This window comes from Isoptericola sp. NPDC056578, from assembly GCF_042793275.1.
Classification (GTDB): Bacteria; Actinomycetota; Actinomycetes; order Actinomycetales; family Cellulomonadaceae; genus Isoptericola.
Genome location: NZ_JBHTVC010000014.1, coordinates 19021 through 42292 on the forward strand (window position 1 = coordinate 19021; position 23272 = coordinate 42292).

General features: G+C 73.9%; 13 protein-coding genes. 1 reads left to right on the forward strand and 12 read right to left on the reverse strand.

Annotation, left to right across the window (positions count from 1 at the left end; genetic code table 11):
* Window positions 1-8: 8 nt before the first annotated feature.
* The 3 genes from ACFQ80_RS07810 to ACFQ80_RS07820 form a co-directional block, all read right to left on the reverse strand.
* The gene (locus ACFQ80_RS07810; protein WP_430563250.1) at window positions 9-2558 is read right to left on the reverse strand and encodes a heavy metal translocating P-type ATPase; all 2550 of its coding nucleotides are present in this window, start codon (window positions 2556-2558) and stop codon (window positions 9-11) included.
* Between the two features lie 187 nt (window positions 2559-2745).
* Entirely contained in the window at window positions 2746-3111 is a 366-nt protein-coding gene (locus ACFQ80_RS07815; RefSeq protein WP_430552351.1) for a heavy-metal-associated domain-containing protein, read from the reverse strand.
* Window positions 3112-3147: 36 nt separating this feature from the next.
* A complete protein-coding gene (locus tag ACFQ80_RS07820) occupies window positions 3148-3492 on the reverse strand; it encodes a metal-sensitive transcriptional regulator (protein ID WP_430552350.1) in 345 nt (114 codons plus the stop codon).
* Window positions 3493-3597: 105 nt separating this feature from the next.
* On the opposite strand from ACFQ80_RS07820, the gene ACFQ80_RS07825 reads away from it, so the two are divergent.
* Window positions 3598-9942, forward strand: coding sequence for a hypothetical protein (locus ACFQ80_RS07825; RefSeq protein WP_430563251.1), 6345 nt, complete (start codon window positions 3598-3600; stop codon window positions 9940-9942).
* A 34-nt stretch (window positions 9943-9976) separates the two neighbouring features.
* Here the strand turns inward: ACFQ80_RS07825 and ACFQ80_RS07830 are convergent, their stop codons facing one another.
* The 9 genes from ACFQ80_RS07830 to ACFQ80_RS07870 all read right to left on the reverse strand — a co-directional run bounded on the left by ACFQ80_RS07830 (window position 9977) and on the right by ACFQ80_RS07870 (window position 23246).
* Window positions 9977-12217 carry a glycoside hydrolase family 3 N-terminal domain-containing protein gene (locus ACFQ80_RS07830; RefSeq protein ID WP_430563252.1) on the reverse strand — a complete coding sequence of 747 codons (2241 nt, stop codon included), beginning with the start codon at window positions 12215-12217 and terminating at the stop codon, window positions 9977-9979.
* A 239-nt stretch (window positions 12218-12456) separates the two neighbouring features.
* Window positions 12457-13632 carry a glycoside hydrolase family 1 protein gene (locus ACFQ80_RS07835; RefSeq protein ID WP_430552347.1) on the reverse strand — a complete coding sequence of 392 codons (1176 nt, stop codon included), beginning with the start codon at window positions 13630-13632 and terminating at the stop codon, window positions 12457-12459.
* Window positions 13633-13701: 69 nt separating this feature from the next.
* The gene (locus ACFQ80_RS07840) at window positions 13702-14619 is read right to left on the reverse strand and encodes an alpha/beta fold hydrolase (RefSeq protein WP_430563253.1); all 918 of its coding nucleotides are present in this window, start codon (window positions 14617-14619) and stop codon (window positions 13702-13704) included.
* The gene (locus ACFQ80_RS07845; protein WP_430563254.1) at window positions 14616-16310 is read right to left on the reverse strand and encodes an ABC transporter ATP-binding protein; all 1695 of its coding nucleotides are present in this window, start codon (window positions 16308-16310) and stop codon (window positions 14616-14618) included. Before ACFQ80_RS07845 ends, ACFQ80_RS07840 begins: the two co-directional genes overlap by 4 nt.
* A complete protein-coding gene (locus ACFQ80_RS07850) occupies window positions 16307-17275 on the reverse strand; it encodes an ABC transporter permease (protein ID WP_430552344.1) in 969 nt (322 codons plus the stop codon). The genes ACFQ80_RS07845 and ACFQ80_RS07850 overlap by 4 nt, the downstream gene beginning before the upstream one ends.
* Window positions 17276-17280: 5 nt before the next feature.
* A complete protein-coding gene (locus ACFQ80_RS07855) occupies window positions 17281-18261 on the reverse strand; it encodes an ABC transporter permease (RefSeq protein WP_429730146.1) in 981 nt (326 codons plus the stop codon).
* Window positions 18262-18348: 87 nt separating this feature from the next.
* Window positions 18349-20010, reverse strand: a complete 1662-nt coding sequence (locus ACFQ80_RS07860) for an ABC transporter substrate-binding protein (protein ID WP_430563255.1) — start codon at window positions 20008-20010, stop codon at window positions 18349-18351.
* A gap of 160 nt (window positions 20011-20170) precedes the next feature.
* The gene (locus ACFQ80_RS07865) at window positions 20171-21301 is read right to left on the reverse strand and encodes a LacI family DNA-binding transcriptional regulator (RefSeq protein ID WP_430552342.1); all 1131 of its coding nucleotides are present in this window, start codon (window positions 21299-21301) and stop codon (window positions 20171-20173) included.
* 112 nt (window positions 21302-21413) lie between these two features.
* Window positions 21414-23246, reverse strand: a complete 1833-nt coding sequence (locus ACFQ80_RS07870; protein WP_430563256.1) for an ABC transporter ATP-binding protein — start codon at window positions 23244-23246, stop codon at window positions 21414-21416.
* Between the last annotated feature and the right edge of the window lie 26 nt (window positions 23247-23272).

Sequence of the window (23272 nt, forward strand, 5' to 3'; positions counted from 1 at the left end):
AGCAGAGGTCAGCCGGCCCGGCGCAGGCGCAGCGAGTTGCCGACGACGATGACGGACGACGCGGCCATGGCCGCCCCGGCGATCATCGGGTTGAGCAGCCCCGCCGCGGCGAGCGGGATCGCCGCCACGTTGTAGGCGAACGCCCAGAACAGGTTCTGCTTGATCACGCGCAGCGTGCCGCGCGACAGGCGGACGGCGGCGGGGGCCGAGCGCAGGTCGCCGCGCACGAGCGTGATGTCGCTCGCCTCGATCGCGACGTCCGTGCCCGTGCCCATCGCGAGCCCGAGGTCGGCGGTGGCGAGCGCGGCGGCGTCGTTCACGCCGTCGCCGACCATCGCCACGACCCGGCCCTCGGAGCGCAGCCGGGTCACGACCGCGGCCTTGTCCTGCGGGAGCACGCGGGCGATGACGTCCTCGTCGGCGATGCCGACCTCGCGGGCGGCGACGCGGGCCGCGCCCTCGCCGTCGCCGGTGAGCAGCACGGGCCGCAGGCCGAGGTCGCGCAGCTCGCGGACGGCCTCGGCGGAGGTCGCCTTCACCGGGTCGCGCAGCACGACGACGCCGCGGGCCGCGCCGTCCCACGCGACGACGACGGCGCTCGCCCCGGTCGCCTCGGCGTCGTCGAACTCGGCGGCCAGCCCGTCCGTCCCGTCGCCGTCGAACGCGACGCCCTGCCCGGCCAGCCACGAGGGCTGCCCGACGAGCACGCGCCGGGCGTTGAGCCCGCCGTCGACCCCCAGCCCGGCGAGGCCCGAGTGTGCCCGCCGCACGACCGCCTCGACGCCGCCGCCCGGCGTGGCGCGGAAGTCGAACGCCTGCAGCGCGCCGATCCCGACGCCGTCCGCCCCCGTCCCTCCGGACGTGTCAGGCTCTGCGCCCGGCGTACCTTGCGCTCGTCCTGACAGCTCCGTGGCGGCGGCCGCCACCGCGTGGGCGATCGGGTGCTCGCTGAGTGCCTCGACGGCGCCGGCGTAGGCGAGCACCTCTCGCTCGCCGGCGGCGCCGGCGACGACGCGCTCCACCTCCATGCGGCCCTCGGTGACGGTGCCGGTCTTGTCGAGCACGACGGTGTCGACGCGGCGGGTGGACTCCAGGATCTCCGGGCCCTTGATGAGGATGCCGAGCTGCGCGCCGCGGCCGGTGCCGACCAGCAGCGCGGTGGGCGTCGCCAGCCCGAGGGCGCAGGGGCAGGCGATGATCAGGACGGCGACGGCGGCGGTGAACGCGAGCTGCACGTCGGCGCCGGCCAGCAGCCAGCCCACCAGGGTGAGCACGGACAGCCCGATGACGATCGGCACGAACACGGCGGAGATGCGGTCGGCGAGCCGGGCGACGGGCGCCTTCCCGGTCTGGGCCTGGGAGACGAGCCGGCCGATCTGCGCGAGCGTCGTCTCCTCGCCCACGCGGGTCGCGCGCACCAGCAGGTGGCCGGACGTGTTGACGGTCGCGCCGGTGACGGCGTCCCCGGGGCCGACGTCGACCGGGACCGGCTCGCCCGTGAGCAGCGAGGTGTCGACGGCGCTCGCGCCCTCGACGACCTCGCCGTCGGTGGCGACCTTCTCGCCCGGCCGCACGACGAACACGTCGCCGACGGCGAGGTCCGCGACGGGCACGCGCTCGGTGACGCGCCCGCCGTCGGGCCCGGTCAGCGGCGTGCCGTCAGGGGCGAGCCGCACCCGCTCGGCGTCCTTGGCGCCCAGCTCCAGCAGGGAGCGCAGGGCGTCGCCCGCGCGGCGGCGCGAGCGGTGCTCGGCGTACCGGCCGGCGAGCAGGAACGTCGTGACGACGGCCGCGACCTCGAAGTACAGCTCGGGGGTGCCGCCGGACTCGGACGGGATCAGCGACGGCCGCATCCGCATGCCGAGCTCGCCCGTGCCGCCGAGCGTGAGCGCCCACACCGACCACAGGGTCGCGGCGATGACGCCGAGCGAGACCAGGGTGTCCATCGTGGACGCGCCGTGCCGGGCGGCCCGCGCCGCCGCGGTGTGGAACGGCCACGCGCCCCACGTCACGACCGGCAGCGCGGCGGCGGCGACCAGCCACTGCCAGCCCGTGAACTGCAGCGCGGGGATCATCGACAGCGCCACCACCGGCACGGTGAGCACCGCGGACGCGACGAGCCGCCGGCGCAGGTCGGCCCCGCGGGCGTCGCCCGGAGCCGACGTGTCCGACGACGGGCGGGCCGGGGCGCGCTGCGCGTCGGACGGGGCGGGCGCGGTGGCGGAGGTGTCGGGCTCGGGGTGCACCGGAGCCGGCTGAGGGTCCGGCACGGGCCGGGCGACGTCGCGGCGGCCGGTGACGCGGGCGCCGTAGCCGGCCTTCTCGACGGCCTCGACCAGCGCGGCGTCGTCGACGGGCGACGTGAGCTCGACGTGCGCGCTCTCGAGCGGCAGGTTGACGGTGGCGGTGACGCCGTCGACGCGGTTGAGCCGCTTCTCGACGCGGGCCACGCAGGAGGCGCAGGTCATGCCCTCGATGGCGAGGTCGATCTCGAGGATCGGCGGCGTGGCCGGGGCAGGTCCTGCCGGGTCGACCGGCGAGGACGTGGGGGTGCTCATGAGGGTGACTCCCTGAGGTGCTGGGTGGAGGTCACCCGCGACGACCGGGGTGGCGGGGTCGCGGTGGGGGCGCCGCGTCGGGGCGACGACGGCGCGGCGCGGAGGGCCTGGGTCGCGGACGCTCGGGGAGCGGGCGACGGTTCGGCAGGCGGTCCGCGGGGTGGCTCGCGGGGGCGAGCGGTGCGGCTCAGGCGCGCGGGGGCACGGTCAGGTCGTACGTCTTGTGCTCGCGCGCGGCGTGCTCGTGGCCGCAGCCGCAGGCCCCGTCGTGGGCGTGCTGCCGGGCGGGCGCCTGCGCGGCCTGCTGGGCGGCGAGCGCGTCCTGCTGGACGGCGACCGACGCGACGTCGTACCCGGCCTCGTCCACGGCCTCGCGCAGCGCGGCCTCGTCGAGCGGGGCGTCGGAGAAGACCGCGACGTCGGAGGTGCCGCCGACGTGCAGCTCGACGCTGACGTCGACGACGCCCGGGACGGCGGAGAGGTCCTTGGTGACGTGCGCGACGCAGTTGGCGCAGGTCATGCCGGTGACGCCCAGGGTGGTGACGGTGCTCATGCGTGCTCCTTCGTCGAGGGTGGATCGGCGGGTGGATCAGGAACGGACGAGGCGGCCGATGGCGTCGGCGGCCTCCTTGACCTTCGCGGCGCCCTCGGCCTCGGAGGCGCGGGCGGCGTCGACGACGCAGTGGCCCAGGTGGTCCTCGACGAGGCCGATCGACACGGCCTGCAGCGCCTTGGTCACGGCGGACACCTGGGTGAGGATGTCGATGCAGTACACGTCCTCGTCGATCATGCGGGCGATGCCGCGCACCTGACCCTCGATGCGGCGCATGCGCTTGAGGTAGGCCTCCTTGTCGGAGGCGTAGCCGTGCGGCCCGTCGTGCGGGTGGCCGCCGTCGGCCGCGAGGTCGGGGAGGGGCGTGCCGGTGTCGGTCATGGGTCCACCATACCCCTAGGGGGTACCGTGTCAAGCTGTCGGCCCCGGCTGCCCGCGCCTGCACCGCCGCCTGCCCCTAGTCTCGCCATGAAGGGCGGAGGCGGCATGGGTACTGCGATCCGGCGTGCGGCTGCGGCCCTGGGTGCGCTCGCGCTGGCCTTCGTCACCCTCACGCTGCCCGCGGCGGCGCCCGCGTCGGCGGCCCCCACGCAGCCGTTCACGGTCAAGTTCTCGACCAACGCCAACGGCGCGCTCACGACCGTCGGCAACAACCTCTTGACGTGCAGCGCGTCCTCGTCCTGCACGAGCGCGCAGAACGGCGCGGCCGCGGACAACAACGCCTTCACCATGACGCAGCTCGACGCCGACGGGACGTCCGGGACGACGAACTCGTCCGCGTCCCGGCTCGACCTGCCCGAGGGCGCGACCGTGCTGTGGGCGGGCCTGTACTGGGGCGCGCGGCTGGACGCCGGCGCCGGAGGGCAGAGCGCGTCCGCGAGCGCGATCGGCGCGATGTCGCTGCGCGCCCCCGGGGACTCCGGCTACCGCACGGTCGCGGCGTCGACGGCGGCCCGCGACCAGTTCGGCCCGAACACCTCGAGCTACGGCGCGTACCAGCGGTTCGCCGACGTCACGGCGATCGTCAGGTCCGCGGGCAACGGGAGCTACTGGGGCGCGAACGTCGCCGCTGCGACCGGGCAGGACCGGTACGCCGGCTGGGCGCTCACGGTCGCGTACTCGGCCCCCGGCCTGCCGCTGCGCAACCTCACGGTGTTCGACGGGTTCGACGTCGTGAGCAACAGGAGCCCGCAGTCGGTGCAGGTCTCGGGGTTCCTCGCGCCCCGGTCGGGCACGGTCGACGCGCAGCTGACGATGGTGGCCTACGAGGGCGACCTGTCGCAGACCGGCGACTACACGAGGCTCGACAGCACCCAGCTGGCGACGGCGGCGTCGCCGGGCTCCAACTTCTTCGACTCCACCAACGACACCAACGGGTCGTCGGTCGCCACGCGCACGCCCGCGCACCGGAACATGCTCGGGTTCGACGTGAAGAACCTCGGCGCCTCGGGGGTGATCCCGAACGGCGCCACGAGCGCGACCTTCACGTTCTCCAGCAACGGGGACGTCTACTACCCGGGGGTGGTGGGCCTGGCGATCAACCTCTACGCCCCCGACTTCACGGCGTCGGCCAAGACGGTCGTGAACCTCAGCGGGCACAGTCCGGCCCGCCCGGGCGACACGCTGGAGTACACGGTCCACTACTCCAACACGGGGCAGGACCCCGCCGTCGACGCCGTGTCGGAGGACGACCTGCCGCCCGGTACCTCCTACGTGCCGGGGTCGTTGCGCTACCTCGCGTCGCCGGTGTCGCCGCCGGGCGGGCTCACCGACGGCGCGGGCGACGACCGGGGTGAGGTCGACGGGCGGACGGTGCGCGTCCGCGTGGGGACGGGGGCGACGGCGTCGGCCGGGGGCACGGTCGACATCGGCGCGGCGCCCGCCTACGCGTTCCAGGTGACGCTGGACGACGACGCGGGCGGGACCACCGTCGCGAACCTCGCGAACCTCGACTACGCGACGGCGACCACCGGGACGGCGGCGCGCTACACGACCCCGCCCGCGAGCGTGGACGTGGCGCGGCAGGCCGACGTGTCGGTCACCAAGACGATGTCCCCCGACCCGGCGGCGGTCGGTCAGGACGTGACCGCGACGCTCGTCGTCCGCAACGACGGGCCGAACGCCGCCACGGACGTGACGGTCACGGACCCGGTGCCCGCCGGCTGGGACGGCGTGACCGCGACGTCCACGGCCGGGACCTGCTCCGTGGCCGACGGGAGCGTGAGCTGCGCGCTCGGTGACCTCGCCGACGGGGCGACCGCGTCCGTGACCCTCACCGGCACGACGTCGTCGGGCTCGACGGCGACGTCCCTGACCAACGTCGCGACGGTGAGCACGTCGTCCCTGGACCCGACGCCCGCGAACAACGTCTCCGGCGCCACCGTCACGCTCGCGCGGCGGGCCGACCTGTCGGTCACCAAGACGGCGTCCCCGACGACGGCCGGCCCGGGCGCCGAGACGACCTGGACCCTTCGGGTGTCGAACGCCGGGCCGTCCGACGCACGTGCCGTGCGGATCACCGACGCGCTCGACGACGCCGGCCGGGCCACGCTCACCGGCGCGACGATCACGTCGGCGGACGGGTCGGCCCCCGCGTGCGAGGAGCCGACCGGCCGCGGGGCGACCTGCACGCTCGACACGCTCCCCGCGGGCGCGACGGCGACCGTGACCGTGACGGGGACGCTCGCGACGAACCTCACGGAGGGCGTCACGGTCGGCAACACGGCGACCGTGACGTCGGCGACGCCCGACCAGGCGACCGGCGACAACACCGCGACGGCGACCGTGACGGCGGGCGACCCGGAGGCCGACGTCCGGGTCACCAAGGCGGGCCCGGCCGACGTGGTGGCGGGCCGGAGCATCGCGTGGACGGTGACCGCTACGAACTACGGGCCCGCGGACGCGACCGGGGTGGTGGTCACGGACACCGTCCCCGACGGGGTCACCGGCATCGGGGCGACGACGTCCCGCGGCGACGCGTGCACCGTCGAGGACCGGACGGTCACGTGCCCGGTCGGCGCCCTGCCGTCCGCCGGCGCGGGCACGGCGGGAGCGGCGGTGACGATCACGGTGACCGGCCTCGTGGCGCCCGGGACGACCGGCACGCTCCGCAACACCGCGACGGCGACGTCCACGTCCACCGACCCGGCGGGCGGGAACGACACCGCCACGTCCGACACCGCGGTGCGCGCCGAGTACGACCTCGCCGTGACCAAGACGGCCAACCGCACGACCCTGCCGGGCGAGGCGCCGCGGCCGGTCGACTACCGGATCACGATCACCAACAACGGCCCGTCCGCGGCGCGGGACATCGACGTGAGCGACGCCCTGCCGGACGCGCTGGACCTGCGCGGGGCGGACCCCGTCACCGGGTGCGCGGCGGACGTCACCGCGGACGGGTTCACGTGCACGGTGCCCGGCCCGGTCGCGCCCGGCGAGACCGCCGTCGTCACCGTGGCGATGCAGGCCGACGAGGTGCTCGCGGGCGGTCCGGACGTCGTGCAGACGGTCACGATCGACGCGCCGGGGGACACCGACCCGTCGAACGACGAGGCGTCGTGGACGCTCAGCGGGCTCCCGTTCGTGGACCTGTCGCTCGCCAAGACGGCGGACGCCACGGTGACGGCCGGCGGCACCGCCACCTACGACCTCGTCGTGACCAACACGAACGACCCCGCCGACGTCACCGAGAACCTCGCCGCCCTCCGCCCGGTCCTCACGGACACGCTGCCGGACGGCATGACCTTCCAGGGCGCGACCGTCACCTCCGGCGGCGGTCAGAGCGTCACCTGCGGCACCAGCGGGCAGACGCTCACCTGCCAGCTGGGGGCCAACCTGGACGCCGGGACGTCGGCGACGGTCGAGGTCACGGTCGACGTGGCGCCGGACGTCGCGGCCGGGGCCACGCTGGTGAACGCGGCCACGGTCGTCACGGGGAACATGGAGACCAACCCCGACAACAACCTGGCGAACAACAGCGCGCAGGCGTCCAGCACCGTGGTCGCCGAGGCGGACGTGGCGGTCACCGGGCTCTCCGTCGAGCCCGTGGACCCGGACGCGACCGGCCCCGGCACCCATCGCCGGGTCCACCTCACGGTGTCCAACGAGGGGCCGTCGGTCGCCCGCGACGTGACCCTGCGCATCGAGCGCACCGAGGACGGCGTGCTCGTGGACCCCGGGACGCTGCCCACGGACTGCACCGCGACGGCACGGGAGATCGTCTGCACCCTGGACGGCCGTGACCTCGCGCCCGGCGAGTCGGTCGACATCGACTACGTCCTGGAGGTGGCGAGCTACGTCGACCCGGGCACCTACGTGAAGACGGCGCAGGTCTCGAGCTCCACCCCGGACACCGACCTCACGAACAACACGCAGCAGGCGTCCACCGTCGTGGGCGCCCCCGTGACCGACCTGGCCGTCACCAAGACGGCGACCGGCACCGTCCCCAACCCGGACGAGGCCACCGGCACGCACGACTCGTTCGTGGCCGGCGGCGCCTTCACCTACCGCATCGCGGTCGCCGTGCCCGAGGCCGCCCGGCCCGGCGCGGGCTACGCGGACGCGCAGGACGTCGTCGTCGAGGACCTGCTGCCGCTCGGCTTCGTCGCCACCGGGGCCAGCACCGGCAGCGGAACCTGCACGATCACCCCCGTGGTGGAGCCGGGCGGGGGCGTGCGCAGCGCGCTCTCGTGCTCGCTCGGCACGGTGCACGGCTGGTCGGGGGCGACCGCGCCCGCCCCGGTGGTCGTCACCGTGCACGGCACGCTGGACCCGGACGCCAACAACCTCAACGGGGGCGACCGGTTCGCCGAGCAGGTGCCGAACACCGCCACGGCCACCACCGGCACCCCGCTGGCCGGCGGCGCGACGAGCGTGCAGGACGCCGCCGCGGTCGACGTCGTCGAGATCGCCGACCTCCACCTGGTCAAGACGCCCGACGCGGCCACCGTCAACGCGGGCGGTACGGTCGGGTACACGCTGACCGTCGTGAACTCGGGGGCGTCCGGCGTGGAGCACGCGGTCGTCACCGACTCCCTGCCGGCCGGGTTCACGCTGGTGGACGCCCTGTCGGACTGCACGCCGCCGCAGACGACGCCGGTGGACGAGACCGAGGCCCGGCCGCAGGTGCCCGACGGGCCCGGGCAGGAGATCGCGTGCCGGCTGGGCGCGGTCGCGGCGGGCGGCTCGGCCACGATCCACGTGGTGGCCTCGACGCCGGACACGTTGGCGGCGGGCACGGCGACGAACACCGCCACGGTCGGCCTGCTGGCGAACGAGGCCGCGCCGGACGACAACACCGCCACGGCCGACGTCGACGTGCGGCGCGTGACGAACCTCGGTATCTCCGCCTCCGCGAGCACGCTGACGCCGGCGGCCGGCCAGGACGTGACGTTCACCGGCTTCGCCGTGAACAACGGCCCGTCCACCGCCGACGGGACGAACGGCGACACCGTCTTCCCGCCCGGGTTCGTGCCCTACGCGGACAGCGTCGACGTGCCGTTCAACGACTGCACCTGGAACCGCACGCCGCCCGACGACCCCACGACGGCGTCGTGGGAGGACTTCCGGTACGTGCTGCACTGCGAGCCCCTGACGCCCGGGGCGCGGTGGGAGGCAGGGGGCGCGACCACCAACGTCGTGACCGTGCACGTCCCCGGCGACACCCCCGCGGGCAGCTACTCCGGGCGGGCGGTGATCCGCTCGGACACGCCGGAGACCACGGAGGAGGACAACGAGGCCCCGCTGACGCTGACCGTCCAGCACGTCTCGGACACCAGCCTCGTCAAGGACCTCGTCGAACCGCACCCGATGGTCGCCGGGAGCCCGGCGACGTGGCGGCTGACGATGCGCAACGCCGGGCCGTCCGTCGCCGAGGACGTCGTCGTGTCGGACACCGTGCCCGGCGGCATGACGTTCGTGTCCGCGGAGCTCGAGGGCGGCGCCGACTGTCCCGTCCCGGAGACGCACGGCCTCCCGAACGGCGACACCGAGACGATCGTGCGCTGTCCGGTGGGCCGGATCCCGGTGGGGGAGTCGGCGTCGGTGCTCGTGACGTTCGACGTGGCCGCCGACCAGGCGGGCGAGAAGCTGTGCAACTCGGCGCTGGTCGGCTCCGGCTCCCTCGACCCGGCCGCCGCGGACAACGAGGGCGAGAGCTGCGGCGAGGTCGTCGCGCCGCCGGGCACCGACGTCTCGCTGGTGCTGTCGCCGCCCACGCAGACCCACCTGTCCGGCGAGCGTGCGGAGCTCACCGCGACGGTGCGCAACGAGGGGCCCGGGGACGCCACCGACGTCGTGGCCGTGCTCGACGTGCCGCCCGGGCTCACGGACTACAGCGGGGTGGCGGTGTCCTGGCCGGCCGGGAGGCCACAGCCGCCCGACGGGGTGGTCGGCTCGCTGACGCTCGACGTCGGGGACCTCGCGCCGGGCGAGGCGGTCGTGTACCGGGTCGTCGGGACGGCGACCGGCAGCCCCGGCGACGTGCTGCCCGTGGACGGCGTCGTCACCCACGACGAGCCGGACACGGTCGAACCCAACGACACCGACGAGGCGCAGATCCTCATCGTGGAGCCGAGCCCGTCGCCGAGCGCGTCCCCGAGCCCCTCGCCCAGCCCGTCCGGCGTGCCGTCGTCGCCCGGCCCCACGTCGGGCGCCCCCGCGGTGCCGCCCGGCCCCGGGGACCCCGGTGGCACGACGACCGCGCCCCCGTCGGCGTCCGGGCCGCTGCCGGTCACGGGCGCGCAGGTGGTCGGGTGGGCGATCGCGGCGCTGGTCGTGACCGGTGTCGGGCTCGCGCTGCTCGCCGCCGCGCGGCGCCGCCGGGAGGGCTGACCGCGCCGACGAGGAGGCCCCGCGCCGGAAGCCGTCAGGAGATGCGGAAGGGAGCGACCAGGAGGTCGTCGCGGCGCGAGCTCGGACCGACGAGCAGCTCGAACTCGCCGGGCTCGACGACGCGGCGGCCGGCGGCGTCGACGATCGTGCAGTCCGTGGCGGGCACCTCGACCTCGACGACGACGCGCTCGCCGGGCGCCAGCGGCACGCGGCGGAACGTCTTGAGCTCGCGGTCGGCCCACGTCACCGACGTGACCTTGTCGCTCACGTAGACCTGCACGGTCTCGACCGCCGGGCGGGGGCCGGTGTTGGCCACGGTGACGCGGCCGCGCACCACGCCGTCGGCCGCCACGTCGGCGGCGTCCAGCACGAGACCCGAGTACTCGACGGTCGTGTACGACCGGCCCTCGCCGAACACGTACGGCGGGCGCTGCGTGAGGTCGGCGTACCGCGTGCCGTGCTGGCCGCGCACCTGGTGGTAGAAGACGGGCTGCTGCCCGGCGTGCAGGGCGTAGGAGATCGGCAGGCGGCCGGTCGGCTCGACCAGCCCGAGCAGCAGCTCCGCGACGGCCCGGCCGCCGCGCATGCCGGGGTTGGCGGCGTGCACCAGGGCGGCGGCCTCGGCCACGGCCGCGGGCAGCACGAGCGGCTTGGAGGCGACGAGGACGACGACCACGGGCGTGCCGGTCGCGACCAGCCGCTCCAGCAGCTCCACCTGGCCGCCCTGGAGCTCCAGGGTGGCGGTGGACTTCCCCTCGCCGGCGAGCGCGACCTCGTCGCCCAGCACGGCGACGACGACGTCCGCGGCGCGGGCCGCCTCCTCCGCCTCGGCCAGCAGGGCCGGGTCGGACGGGGCGGGCAGCGCGGCCGGCGGCCGGGGCTGCCCGTCGGGGTAGTGGGTGCCGTCCGGGTCGGGGCCCAGCTCCACGACGTTCGCGCCCCGGGCGTAGGTGACCTCCCACGACGCCGGCGCGACGGCGCGCAGCCCGTCCAGCACCGTCTCGGTCAGCTCGCGCGGGTGGCCGTCGCGGATCCAGCTCACCTGGCCCGACGCGCCCGCCCAGTCGCCGAGCTGGGCGTGCGGGTCGTCGGCGTTCGGCCCCACGACGGCGACGCGGTGCGGGCGGGCCGGGTCGAGCGGCAGCGTGCCGTCGTTCTCCAGCAGCACGAGGGAGCCGCGCGCGACGTCGAGCGCCAGGTCGCGGTGCGCGGCGGACCCGACGACCGCCTCGATGCGCTCGGCGACGGGCGCGCGCGGGTCCTCGAACAGCCCGAGGTCGACCTTGAGGCGCAGGACGCGCCGTACCGCGTCGTCGAGCCGTGCCACGTCGATCCGGCCGTCGGCGACGGCCTCCTGCGCGCCCTCGAAGAACCTCGGCGTCGCCATGATCACGTCGTTGCCGGCGCCGACGGCGGCGGCCGACGCGGCGGCGTGGTCGGGGCTGACGAACTGCTCCCACACCATGCGGCCCACGTTGTCCCAGTCGGTGACGAGGGTGCCGTCGAAGCCCCACTCGTCCTTGAGCACGCCCTGCAGCAGCCAGCGGCTCGTGGTGATCGGGACGCCGTCGATGGCCTGGTAGCCGATCATCACGGTGCGCACGCCCTCGCGGACCACGCGCTCGAACGGCGGCAGGAACCAGGACCGCAGCTTGCGCGGCGTGAGGTCGGCCTCCGTGGCGTCGCGGCCGCCCTGCGTCTCGGAGTAGCCGGCGAAGTGCTTCGCCGTCGCCAGGACGGCGGTGGGGTCGGTCAGCCCGTCGCCCTGGTAGCCGCGCACCATCGCGGCGCCCAGCTCCCCGATGAGGTACGGGTCCTCGCCGAACGTCTCGTTGACGCGGCCCCAGCGCAGGTCGCGCGTCGCGCACAGCACGGGGGAGAACGTCCAGTGCAGGCCGGTTGCGGCCGCCTCGACCGCCGTCGCCCGCGCCGCCCGCTCCACCAGGTCGAGGTCCCAGGTCGCCGCCATCCCCAGCTGGCTGGGGAAGACCGTCGCGCCGGGGAAGAACCCGTGCCCGTGGATGGCGTCGTCGGCCACCAGCAGCGGGATCGCCAGCCGCGTGCCGCGCGCCAGCTCGATCGCCTCGACGACGCGCGACGGCGACGCGTGCAGGATCGACCCCGCCAGCCGCCCGACGACGATGTCCTCGAGGTCGTCCATCGCGTTGAGCTGCAGCATCTGCCCCACCTTCTCGGGCAGCGTCATGCGGCGCAGCAGGTCGTCCACGCGCTCGGCGGGGGACAGGGACGGGTCGCGGAACGGCAGGTCGGTCATGGCGCAGAGTCTTCCGTCGGGGGCGGGCGTGCCGAGGTAGTTCAGCCGGCCGCGAGGTAGTCCAGAATTCCGCGAGGTAGTTCGAGACTTGCCGAGGTAGTTCGAGATCCCGCGAGGTAGTCGACTACCTCGCCGGGATGCGAACTACCTCGCGGATCCCGTAACTACCTCGCGGAGTCCGGAACTACCTCGCGGATCCCGGAACTACCTCGCGGAGTGCGGAACTACCTCGGCGGAGGTCAGCGGACGGTCAGGCCGTTCGCCTGTGCGACGGAGCCGAGCCAGCCCAGCGACGGCTTCGCGCGGCGCTCGAACGTCTCTTTGTCGAACTCGACGAGGCCGAAGGTCGGGCGGAACCCGGAGGCCCACTCGTAGTTGTCCAGCAGGCTCCAGTGCAGGTAGCCGCGCACGTCGACGCCGTCGGAGATGGCGGAGTGCAGGCCGGCCAGCGCGCCCTCGGTGTAGTCGATGCGACGCGCGTCGTCCTGGGTCGCCATGCCGTTCTCGGTGACGAACACGGGGACGCCCTCGGTCTTCTCCCACGCGGCGCGGACGCCGTGCTCCAGGGCGAGGGGGTAGAACTCCCAGCCGGTCAGCGTGGTCTCGACGCCGTCGGGCACCTGGCGCGGGCCGTCGGGGCCGATGATCGTGCGGGTGTAGGCCTGGACGCCCACCCAGTCGTCGCCGCGGGCGGCCTCGAGGTACCAGTCGTCGCGCTGGTGGCCGTACTCGTGCGCCACGTCCTCGCAGCCGGGCTCCGGCTGGAAGTCCTGCGTCGCGACGGTCCAGCCCGAGTTGATGCCGCCGACGCCGGCGAGGATCTCCCGAGAGCGGGTGTGGCACTCGAGCAGCGTGTCCGCGACCTGGAGGTCGGGGTCGGGCAGGCCGTACGCGACCAGGTTGGCCGGGTCCTCGCCGCCCGCGATCATCGCGGCGATGTTCGGCTCGTTGATGGTGCAGACGTAGTCGACGTCGTTCCCGAGGATCGGCAGGGCGAGCTCGGTGAAGCGGGCGAAGCGGTCCGCCGCCTTCGGCGAGCGCCACATGCCCTCCTCGTAGAACCAGCGCGGCACGGTGAAGTGCATGAGCGTGACCATCGGCGTGATGCCGAGCTCGAGGCACGTCTCCACCATGCGGCGGTAGTGCGCGATCTCGGCGCGGGAGACGAAGCCCTCCTCGGGCTCGATCCGCGCCCACTCGATGGAGAAGCGGTAGGTGTCCAGGCCGGCGTCGCGCAGGAGCGTCATGTCCTCGCGGTAGCGGTGGTAGCTGTCCGCGGCGTCGCCGCTGGGCTCGACGATCGACGTGCCGGCGGCGTGCTCGCGCACCCACCAGTCGCTGGAGACGTTGTTGCCCTCGATCTGGTGGGCCGCGGTGGCGGCGCCCCAGCGGAAGCCCTCGGGGAAGTGCAGCACGGGATGGTCCTTACGTTGTGGTGCGGTGCAAAGAGGCGCGGGCGCGGCGGCCCGGCGCGGAGTGGTGGTTCAGCGGGTGGTGGTCCAGAAGCCGGCCAGGAGGTCCGCCGTCGCGGCGGGGTTCTCGACGTTGGGCAGGTGCCCGGCGCCGTCGACGACGGCGTAGCGGGCGGCGAGCCGCTCGGCCATGGCGCGCTGCCACGGCTGCGGCCACGCGGCGTCGTCCACGCCGTGCGCGACCAGCACCGGCAGGCCGGTGGCGGCCAGGTCGGGCGTGACGTCGCGGACGTCGGCGAGGACGTCGATGGCGCCCAGGAGGTTGTCCACGCTGGTCGCGACCGAGCGGTCCCGGTGGAAGCGGGCGTCGACGTCGAGGTCGGCCAGCTCCTGCGGGTCCTCGGCCAGCCGTCGGGCGAGCCCGGGGTTGTCGAGCGTCCACAGGTCGACCAGCCCGGCGGCGGCGAGCAGCCGGTCGCGCTCGGCGTCCTTGCGCCCGGGCCAGCCGTGCGGGCCCGAGCAGAGCATCGTCAGGCTGGCGAACGGCGCGGCGTCGCGCACGACGGTGGCCGCCGCGACCGTGCCGCCGAAGCTGTGCCCCAGCAGGTGCAGGGCGCCGGGCTCGATCCCGGCCGCCGCGGTCACGACGGCCGCGACGGCGAGCGCGTCGCCCGTGAAGTCGTCGCGGCGGTACGCGCCCACCCCGCGCGGGGCGGCCGAGTCGGCCTGCCCGCGCTGGGAGTACGTCCACGCCTCGACGCCGCGGTCGGCCAGCAGCGGCAGCAGCAGCCGGTGGTCCTCCCGCGACCCGGTGAACCCGGGCACGAGCAGGGCCACCGCGCGGCGCTCCACGCCGGCCGGCACGACCGACCGGAGCGCGGTGAGCGGCCCCACCGGCACGTCGAGCACCAGCGGCTCGACGCCGTCCGGCAGCGGCAGCACCGAGAACGGCGTGCCCGGCCGGACGGCCGTCGAGGCGGGCGCCGTCACGACGCAGCCCCGTCGGAGAAGCGGCGCGCGGGCTGCGGGATCGCGTCCAGCAGCCGCGTCGTGTACGCGTCCTCGGGGAACCGCAGCACCTGGGTGGTGCCGCCGGACTCCACGACCTTGCCGTGGTGCAGCACCATGATCTGGTCGGTCACGACGCGCGCCGACAGCAGGTCGTGCGTGATGTACAGCAGCGAGACGCCGAGGTCGGCGCGCAGGTCCTCCAGCAGGCTGAGCACGCCGGCGCGCAGCGACACGTCGAGCATGGAGACCGGCTCGTCGGCGATGAGCACCTGCGGGTTCGAGGCCAGGGCGCGCGCGACGACGACGCGCTGGCGCTGCCCGCCCGACAGCTGGTGCGGCAGCTTGGCCGCGTACTGCTCGACGGGCGTGAGGCCCACGGTCTCCAGCAGCTCCAGCACGCGCTCGCGCGCGGCCTCGCCCTTGAGCGCGGTGAAGTTCTCCACCGGCCGGGTGAGCGTGTACTCCACGGTGTGCAGCGGGTTGAGCGCCGAGTACGGGTCCTGGAAGACCATCTGGACGTCGGCGTGCAACGTCTTGAGCCGGCGCCGGCGCAGCCGGTCGACCCGCAGGTCGCCGAAGGTCACGGTGCCCGACGTCGGCCGCTCCACGCCGGTGACCATCTTCGCGATGGTCGACTTGCCGGAGCCCGACTGGCCCACCAGAGCCATCGCCGCTCCCGGCTCCAGCCGGAACGAGACGTCGTCGACGGCGGTGACGGCCTGCTCGCCGCGGCGCGGCGGCGGGTACACCTTCGACACGTGGTCGACGACGATCGCGTCGTGGGCGGCGGCCCGCCCCTCGTGATCGCCGGTGCGGGCCTCGCCGTCCCCGCTCGCGCGCCCGGCGGCCGGCGCCTTGCGCTCGAAGCCGGGCAGCTCCACGACCTCGGCCCGCGGGTCGGCGTAGTGGCTCAGCAGCATCTGCGTGTACGGGTGGGCGGGCGCGGAGAAGATCTGCCGCGACGCGCCGTCCTCGACGATCTCGCCGTCGTGCATGACGACGACGCGCTCCGCCGACTCCAGCACCACGCCGAGGTCGTGCGAGATGAGCACGGCGGTGAAGCCCTCCGCGGCCTGCAGCTCGCGGATGGTGTCCATGACCGCGTGCTGCACCAGCACGTCGAGGGCCGTGGTGGGCTCGTCGAACACCATCAGCCGCGGCTCGAGAGACAGGGCGAGCGCGATCGAGACGCGCTGGCGCATGCCGCCGGAGAGCTCGCCGGGGTAGCGGTCGAGCACCGTGGAGGGCAGCTGCACCTTGTCGAGCAGCTCGACGGCGCGCTGGCGGCGCTTCCCCTTCGGCACGTGACCGTGCGCGGCGAAGATGTCGCCGAAGTGGTTCGCGATGCTGCGCACCGGGTTGAGCGCGTTCATGCCCGACTGGAGCACCATCGCGAACCCGCCGCGGCGCTGCGCGCGCAGCTCCTCGGCGTCCAGGTGCGCGATGTCGGTGCCGTCGAACACGATGCGCCCGCCGGAGATGCGCGCGGGGGCCTTGGCGAGCCGCGTGATCGCGAAGCCGAGCGTCGACTTGCCGGAGCCGGACTCGCCGACCAGGCCCACGAACTCGCCCTGCTCCAGGGTGAGGTTCGCGTTCTTGACGGCGTGCGTCGGGGTGGCCCCGCGGGGCTCGTAGACGACGGACAGGTCCTGGATCTCGAGCAGGCTCATCGGCCGGTCCCTTCCCGCAGGCGCGGGTTGGACAACCCGTCGACGCCGAAGTTCACGAGGGTCATGGAGGTCGCCAGCAGCGCGATGCACAGGCCCGGGGCGAACAGGAGGATCCACTGGCCGGTGAGGATCGCCATCGAGTTCTGGGCCCAGAAGATCATCGAGCCCCAGCTCACGGTGGCCATGTCGCCCAGGCCGAGGAACGACAGGCCGGACTCGGCGAGCACCGCCGACGTCGCGGCGCCGAAGAACGACCCCGCGATCATCGAGGTCATGTTCGGCAGGATCTCGCGGAAGATGACGCGGGCCGAGCTCTCGCCGGAGAAGATCGCCGCCGTGACGAAGTCGCGCGAGCGCAGGGACTGCGTCTGCGAGCGCAGCACGCGGGCGCCCCAGGCCCAGCCGGTGATGACGACGACCAGGATGATCATCGGCAGCCCGCCGTTCTGCAGGTACGCCGCGATGATGATCATCAGCGGCAGGCCCGGCATCACGAGGAACAGGTTGACGAGGAAGTTGACGACGTCGTTGCCCCAGCCGCGCAGGTAGCCCCACGACAGGCCGATGACGACGGCGACGAGCGTCGACAGGCCGCCGGCGACGAAGCCGACCAGCAGCGAGACGCGGGCGCCGTAGATCACCTGGGACAGCACGTCCTCGCCGGCGCCCGTGGTGCCGAGCCAGTGCGCGGCGCTGCCGGGCTCGTTGCGGGCGAACGAGTCGTCGTGCGGGGAGTACGGCGCCAGCAGCGGAGCGAAGATCGCCATGAGGACGAACATCCCCAGGATGACGAGCCCCACGCGGGCCTTGGGGTTGGCCCAGACGGTCGCGAACGCGCGGCCGAGCACCTGGCCGGTGCGGCCGAGGCGGGTGCGGGCGGGCCGGGAGGGGCCCTGCACGGACTCGGGGGCGGGGCCCTCGGGGTCCGGGATCGTCGCGGTGGTCGTGGTGGTCGGGTCAGCCATCGGGGTCACCGCCTCGTTCGGGGGTCGAGGACGCCGTAGAGGATCTCCACCAGGAAGTTCGCGAGCAGCACGCTCACGGTGATCATGAGGAAGAGCGCCTGCATCAGCGGGAAGTCCTGGTTGGTGACGGCGTTGAACAGCAGGTAGCCGACGCCGGGGTAGGCGAACACCTGCTCCACGAGCAGGGACCCGCCGACGACGCCGCCGAGGGCCATGCCGAAGCCGGTGAGGTTCGGCAGGATCGCGTTGCGGGCGGCGTAGCGGATCGCGACGGTGCGGCCGCGCAGGCCGTTGGCCTCGGCGAACGTCACGTAGTCGTCGCCGAGCGTGTTGATCATCGTGTTGCGCATGCCGAGGATCCAGCCGCCGAGCGACGTGATGAGGATCGTCACCGCGGGCAGGGCCGCGTGGTACAGCACGTCGCCGAGGAACTCCCACGACAGGTTCGGCACCGCGGTGGCGGAGTAGGCGCCCGAGGTGGGGAACCAGCCGAGCACGTAGCCGAGGAAGAAGACGATGAGGAGCGCGGTCCAGAAGTAGGGGAACGCGGAGAGGAAGCTGCCGGCCACCGTGGGCAGGGAGTCCATCCAGGTGCCGCGCTTCCAGGCCGCCCCGATGCCGATCAGGGTGCCGAGCACGAACGCCACGACGGTGACGGCGCCGACCATGATCAGCGTCCAGGGCAGGGCGCCGGCCACGAGCTCGGAGACCTGCTGCGGGAAGAAGGTGTACGACACCCCGAAGTCGAGGTGGATGACGTTGTTCAGGTACGTGACGTACTGGTCCCAGATGCTGCCGCCGGGCACGCCGAGCTGGGCCTCGATCGCCGCCTGCACCGACGGCGTCACGGGGCCGTTCTGGGCGAGCTTGGCGATGGCCGCGTCAGCGGGGGAGCCGGGCATGAGGCGCGGGATGACGAAGTTCAGCGTCACCGCCGCCCACAGCGTGAGGACCAGCAGGCCGAGCTTGCGGAGCGCGTAGCGCAACGGAGCCTCCGGGTCGGTCGGTTCGGTGGGGCAGGGGGTGCCGGCCGGGCCTGACGACGGTCGTCGGGCCCGGCCGGCGCGCGGGGGTCAGCCCTGGGCGGGCTTGAGGTGCGTGAGGATCAGCAGCGGGGTGGAGTCCCACGTCTTGGGGGAGGCGTAGGGGTCGTCCGCGCTGGGCCAGCCGGTGAAGTTCTTGTTCGAGAACAGGCCCCACGAGCCGCCGTAGAACAGGGCGATCATCGGCAGCTGCTCGTACGTGATCTGCTCGAGCTGGTGCGTGATCTCGAGCTGCTTCGCCTCGTCGGTGGTCACCTTGAGCTCGGCGAGGAGCTCGTCGGCCTCCTTCGACTCGAAGCGGCCGAAGTTGCCGGCGGAGGTCTTGCCGACGGGCAGCAGGAACTCCGAGCCCATGAGGCCGTTGTAGTCCTGGAACGGCTGCCCGGTGCCGCCGACGGTGCCCATGATCATGTCGAAGTCGCCCGTGCGGAGCTCCTTCTGGTACGCGGCGGCCTGCGGCTGCACGACGCTGACGTCGATGCCGATCGCGGTGAGCTGGCCCTTGACCTGCTCGACGCCCTGCAGCCAGTCCGACCAGCCGTTCGGGGTCGTGATCGTGATCTTCAGCGGCTTGCCGGACGAGTCGACGAGCTTGTCGCCCTTCTTCGTGTACCCGGCCTTCTCGAACGACGCGAGGGCGGCGTCCGTGTCCTGGTCGATGTACCCCTGGTTCGGGATCGACGTGTCGAGGATCGCCTCCTGGTTGGGCAGCATGAGGCCGGTCTGGCTGGCCCGGTCGACGTAGCCCTGCTCGGCCTTGTCGGCGATGACCTGCTTGTCCAGGGCCAGCGCGATGCCCTTGCGGAAGTCGACGTCGTCGTACGGGGCCTTCGTCATGTTCGGGATGAGGGAGATCGCCGCGCCCGCCGGGAACCAGTAGGTGTTGTTCTCGGGGTCGGCCTTGACCCAGGTGTCCTCGACGTCGCTCATGAACGCGTAGGCCCAGTCGTAGCCGTTGTTGACGATGTCCAGCTCGGAGTTGGCGGCGGGCTGCACGAGCTCCTCGACGGCCACCTTGTCCGCCTGCCAGTACGACGCGTTCTTCTTCAGCGTGTACTGGTTCGGCGTGAACTCGCCGAGCGTGTAGGGGCCGGACCCGACGGGCTCCTCGTTGGTCCAGGTGACCGGGTCGTCGACCTCGGACCAGATGTGCTCCGGCACGATGAGCTGCTGGGCGAGGATCTTCGCGGCGGGGACGTCCTCGGTCTGCAGGTGCGCGACGACGGTCGTGCCGTCCACCTCGACCGACTTCAGGTGCGACCACGCGCCCTTGAGGTCCATCTCGGGGTGCTTCTTGACGAGGTCGAAGGAGTACTTGACGTCCTCGGCGGTGAGGGGCTCGCCGTCGGACCACGTCACGCCGTCACGGATGGTGAAGACGACGGTCTTCGCGTCGGGCTGCTCGTACCCCGTGGCGAGCCAGGGGGTCTCCTCGCCGCTCATCTCGTTGATGATGACCAGCGGCTCGTACATGTACGTCGTCGTGTTGCGCTTGCCGGACGAGTACGGGTTGAAGTTCCGGTCGAACGTCGGCGAGCCGTTGTCGGCCGCGATGAGCATCGACGTCGCGCCACCAGCGGCGCCGTCGTCCCCCTTGTTCTGCACCGGTGCCGAGCAGGCCGCCGTGGCCAGCACCGCGACGGTGGCCGCGATGGCGGCCAGGCGCCGCCCCGAGCGCGCTGTGCGCGTCATGGACATCCACTCCTCTTCGTCGAGGCCTCTCCTGTGAGGGCCCGCGCACGCCGGGGTCGGCGTGCGACGTCCCGGCGAGTGTATGCGCATACATTTCGGAGCGGCAAACCGTGTGGCCAGTGGCCCGGACGTGCTCCGTGGCCCTCCCGGGCGGCAGGGGTCACGAGCAGCCGCAGCTCTCGCGCAGCAGCACGCGCACGGGCAGGTTCACCGTGGCCGCCGGCGACGACGGGTCGGCCAGCCGGGTGCGGAGCAGCTCCACCGCCGCGCGCCCGAGCTCGACCATCGGCTGGCTCACCGTGGTGAGCCGGGGGATCGAGGCCTGCGTGGCGTCGATGCCGTCGAACCCGGTGAGGACGACGTCGCCCGGGACGTCGACGCCCGCCTCGGTGAGCACGTCGAGGAAACCGAGCGCCGTCTGGTCGTTGGAGCACACCAGCGCGCGGGGGAGCGCGTGCCCGGTGGTCCCCGTGCCGCGGCCGGTCACGTGGGCCGCGAGCATCGTGCGGGCGAGGTCGCGCGCCCCGGCCCGCGTGAAGTCGCTGCGGGCGGCCGGCTCGTCGGGCACCTCGAGCCCCGCCGCGGCGAGCGCGTCGCGGAAGCCCTGGAAGCGCTCGTGCGCGTCGGGGGAGTCGAACGGCCCGCCCACGAACGCGAGGTCGCGCAGGCCGTGGTCGGCGATCAGGTGGTCCACCAGGGCGCGGGTGCCCGCGCGGTTGTCCACCGAGATGTGGTCGTAGGCGTCGTCCTGCGGCGGACCGGCCATCACGACGACGGGGACCCGGCGTGCGATGTGCGCCAGCAGGTCGTCGGGCACCGACTTCGACAGCACCGCCAGGCCGTCCACGCGGCCGGCGAGCTCGTTGACCGCCTGTGCGCGGCGCAGCCCGCGCGCCACGCCGATCATCACCGCGTGGCCGGTGCGCCACGCCTCCAGCTCCGCGCCGCGCATCACCTCGCCCAGGTACAGGTTGCTCCACCGCGCGGTCACCGGGCCGCCGACGTCGCGCACCACCTCGACCGCCTCGCCCACCCGCACCGGGTCGGGCAGGTCGGCGACCTCGTCGATGCCGTCGACGTCGGGGAAGCACAGGCCCAGCACGCCCGTCGAGCGCGCCGCCAGCCCGCGCGCCGCGCCGGACGGCACGTAACCCAGCTCGCGGATCGCCTCGTGCACCACCGTGCGGGTGCGCTCGCGCACGTCGTCGGGGCGGCGCAGCACCCGCGAGACCGTCGCGATCGAGACCCCCGCGCGCTGCGCGACGTCGTACACCGTGGGGGCCTTCGCCACCGGAACTCCTTGACCGCATGCGTCGCCCGCACGGCCGTGCGAGCGGTCCCACGATAGTGACTGCGCATACATCCCGGCATCGCGGCCGGTCAGCGCCCCGCCGCGGGTGCTGTCAGGCGGCGGGGGCGGGCTCGGCGTCGACGGCGATGCGCAGCGCCGCCACCAGGTCGCGGTACAGCTCGTCCGTGGCGTGCAGCTCCTCGTGGGTGCCGCTCGCGCGCACGCGGCCGCCCTCCATGACGAGGATCCGGTCGGCGTCGAGCACCGTGGACAGCCGGTGCGCGACGGTCACGACGGCGCCGTGCCGGGTGTGCGCGCGGATCGCGTCGTGGATCGCCGCCTCGGTGAGGCCGTCCACCTGCGACGTCGCCTCGTCGAGCAGCAGCACGTCCGGCTCCTTGAGCAGCGCGCGCGCCAGGGCGATCCGCTGCCGCTGCCCGCCCGAGACGGCCGACGACACCAGGGAGGTGTCCAGGCCGTCGGGCAGGGCGTCGAGGTCGGCGGCCAGGCGCACCGCCTCGAGCACCGCGCGCACCTCGTCGTCGGTGGCGTCGGGGCGGCTGAACAGCAGGTTCTCCCGGATGGTGCCCGGCACCACCGGCGTCTCCTGCTCCACGTAGGCGAACCGGGCGCGCACCTGCGCGTGGGTCAGGTCGCGGTACGGCACGCCGTCGAGCCGCACCTCGCCGCCGGTCGGCTCGAGGAAGCGCAGCAGCAGCGAGAGCAGCGTCGTCTTGCCCGCCCCGGAGGGGCCGACGAGCGCCACGTGCCCGCGGCGCGGCACCTCGAGCGTGACGTCGTGCACCACCGGCGTGTCCTCGGCGTAGCCCGCCGTGACGCCGTCGAGCACGAGGACCGGCCTGGCCGGTCGGTCCCGGTCGTCGTCGCCGTCGTGGTGCGCGGCCCCCGCGGCGCGCGGCGCGACGGCCGGACGCGCGGCGTCGTCCTCCTCGAGCTCCATCGTCCCGACCTCCCGGATCCGCTCCGCCGCGGCGAGGCCGGACTGGAGGGTGGTGAACGCCTGGGTGAGCTCCGAGATCGGCCCCACGATGTTGAACGCGTAGAGCAGGAAGGCCACGAGGCTGGAGACGGCGAGCAGGTCCTGCGAGACGCGCCAGGCGCCCAGCCCGAGGATCACGATGATGGCGAGCTGGATGCCGCCCCACGAGACGGTCCACGCGACCGCCTCGGTCTTGACCGCCGTCACCGCGTGCTTCCGCGCCTCCCGCGCGTCGCCGAGGATCTTCGTCCCCTGGCGCTCCTCGGCCCCGCTGGCCTTGACCGTGCGCACGGCGCGCACCGCGCCCTCGACGGCGCCGCCCAGGCGGCCCACCGCCTCCTGCGTGCGGTGCTGCGCCTTGCCGATGCCGGGCAGGAGCAGGCCCATCGCGACGGCCACGACGACGATCGCCACGACGGTGGAGCCGAGCAGCGTGAGGTCGAGCACCGCCATGAGCACGAGCGTGCCGACCAGCGAGATGAACCCGTTGACGAGGCTGACCAGGCTGTTCGACGTCGCCTCGCGCAGCAGCAGGGTGTCGGAGGTGACCCGGGTGACGAGCTCGCCGGCCGGCTTGGACGTGATGGCGCCGACCTTGGCCCGCAGGTAGCGCGTGACGATCGACGACCGGGCCTCGTAGACGACGTCCTCCGCGAGGCGGCCCAGCAGGATCCACTGGAACAGCCCCACGACGGAGCCGACGACCATGAGCGCGAGCAGCCAGGCGACCGGCCCGCCCAGCGACGCGCCGGTCGACAGGGTGTCGAGCACCCACTTGGTGACCATCGGGGTGGCGAGGCTCATCGCGGTGGCCAGCAGGCCGAGCACCAGCCCGAGCGCGAGGGTGCGGCGGTGCGGGCGCACGAAGCCGAGCAGGATGCGCAGGCGCTCGCGGCCGGACGTCTCGGGGGTCGGGGGTGCGGTGGCGGTCATACTGTCAACCATCGTTGACGCTCCTCGGTCTCGTCAAC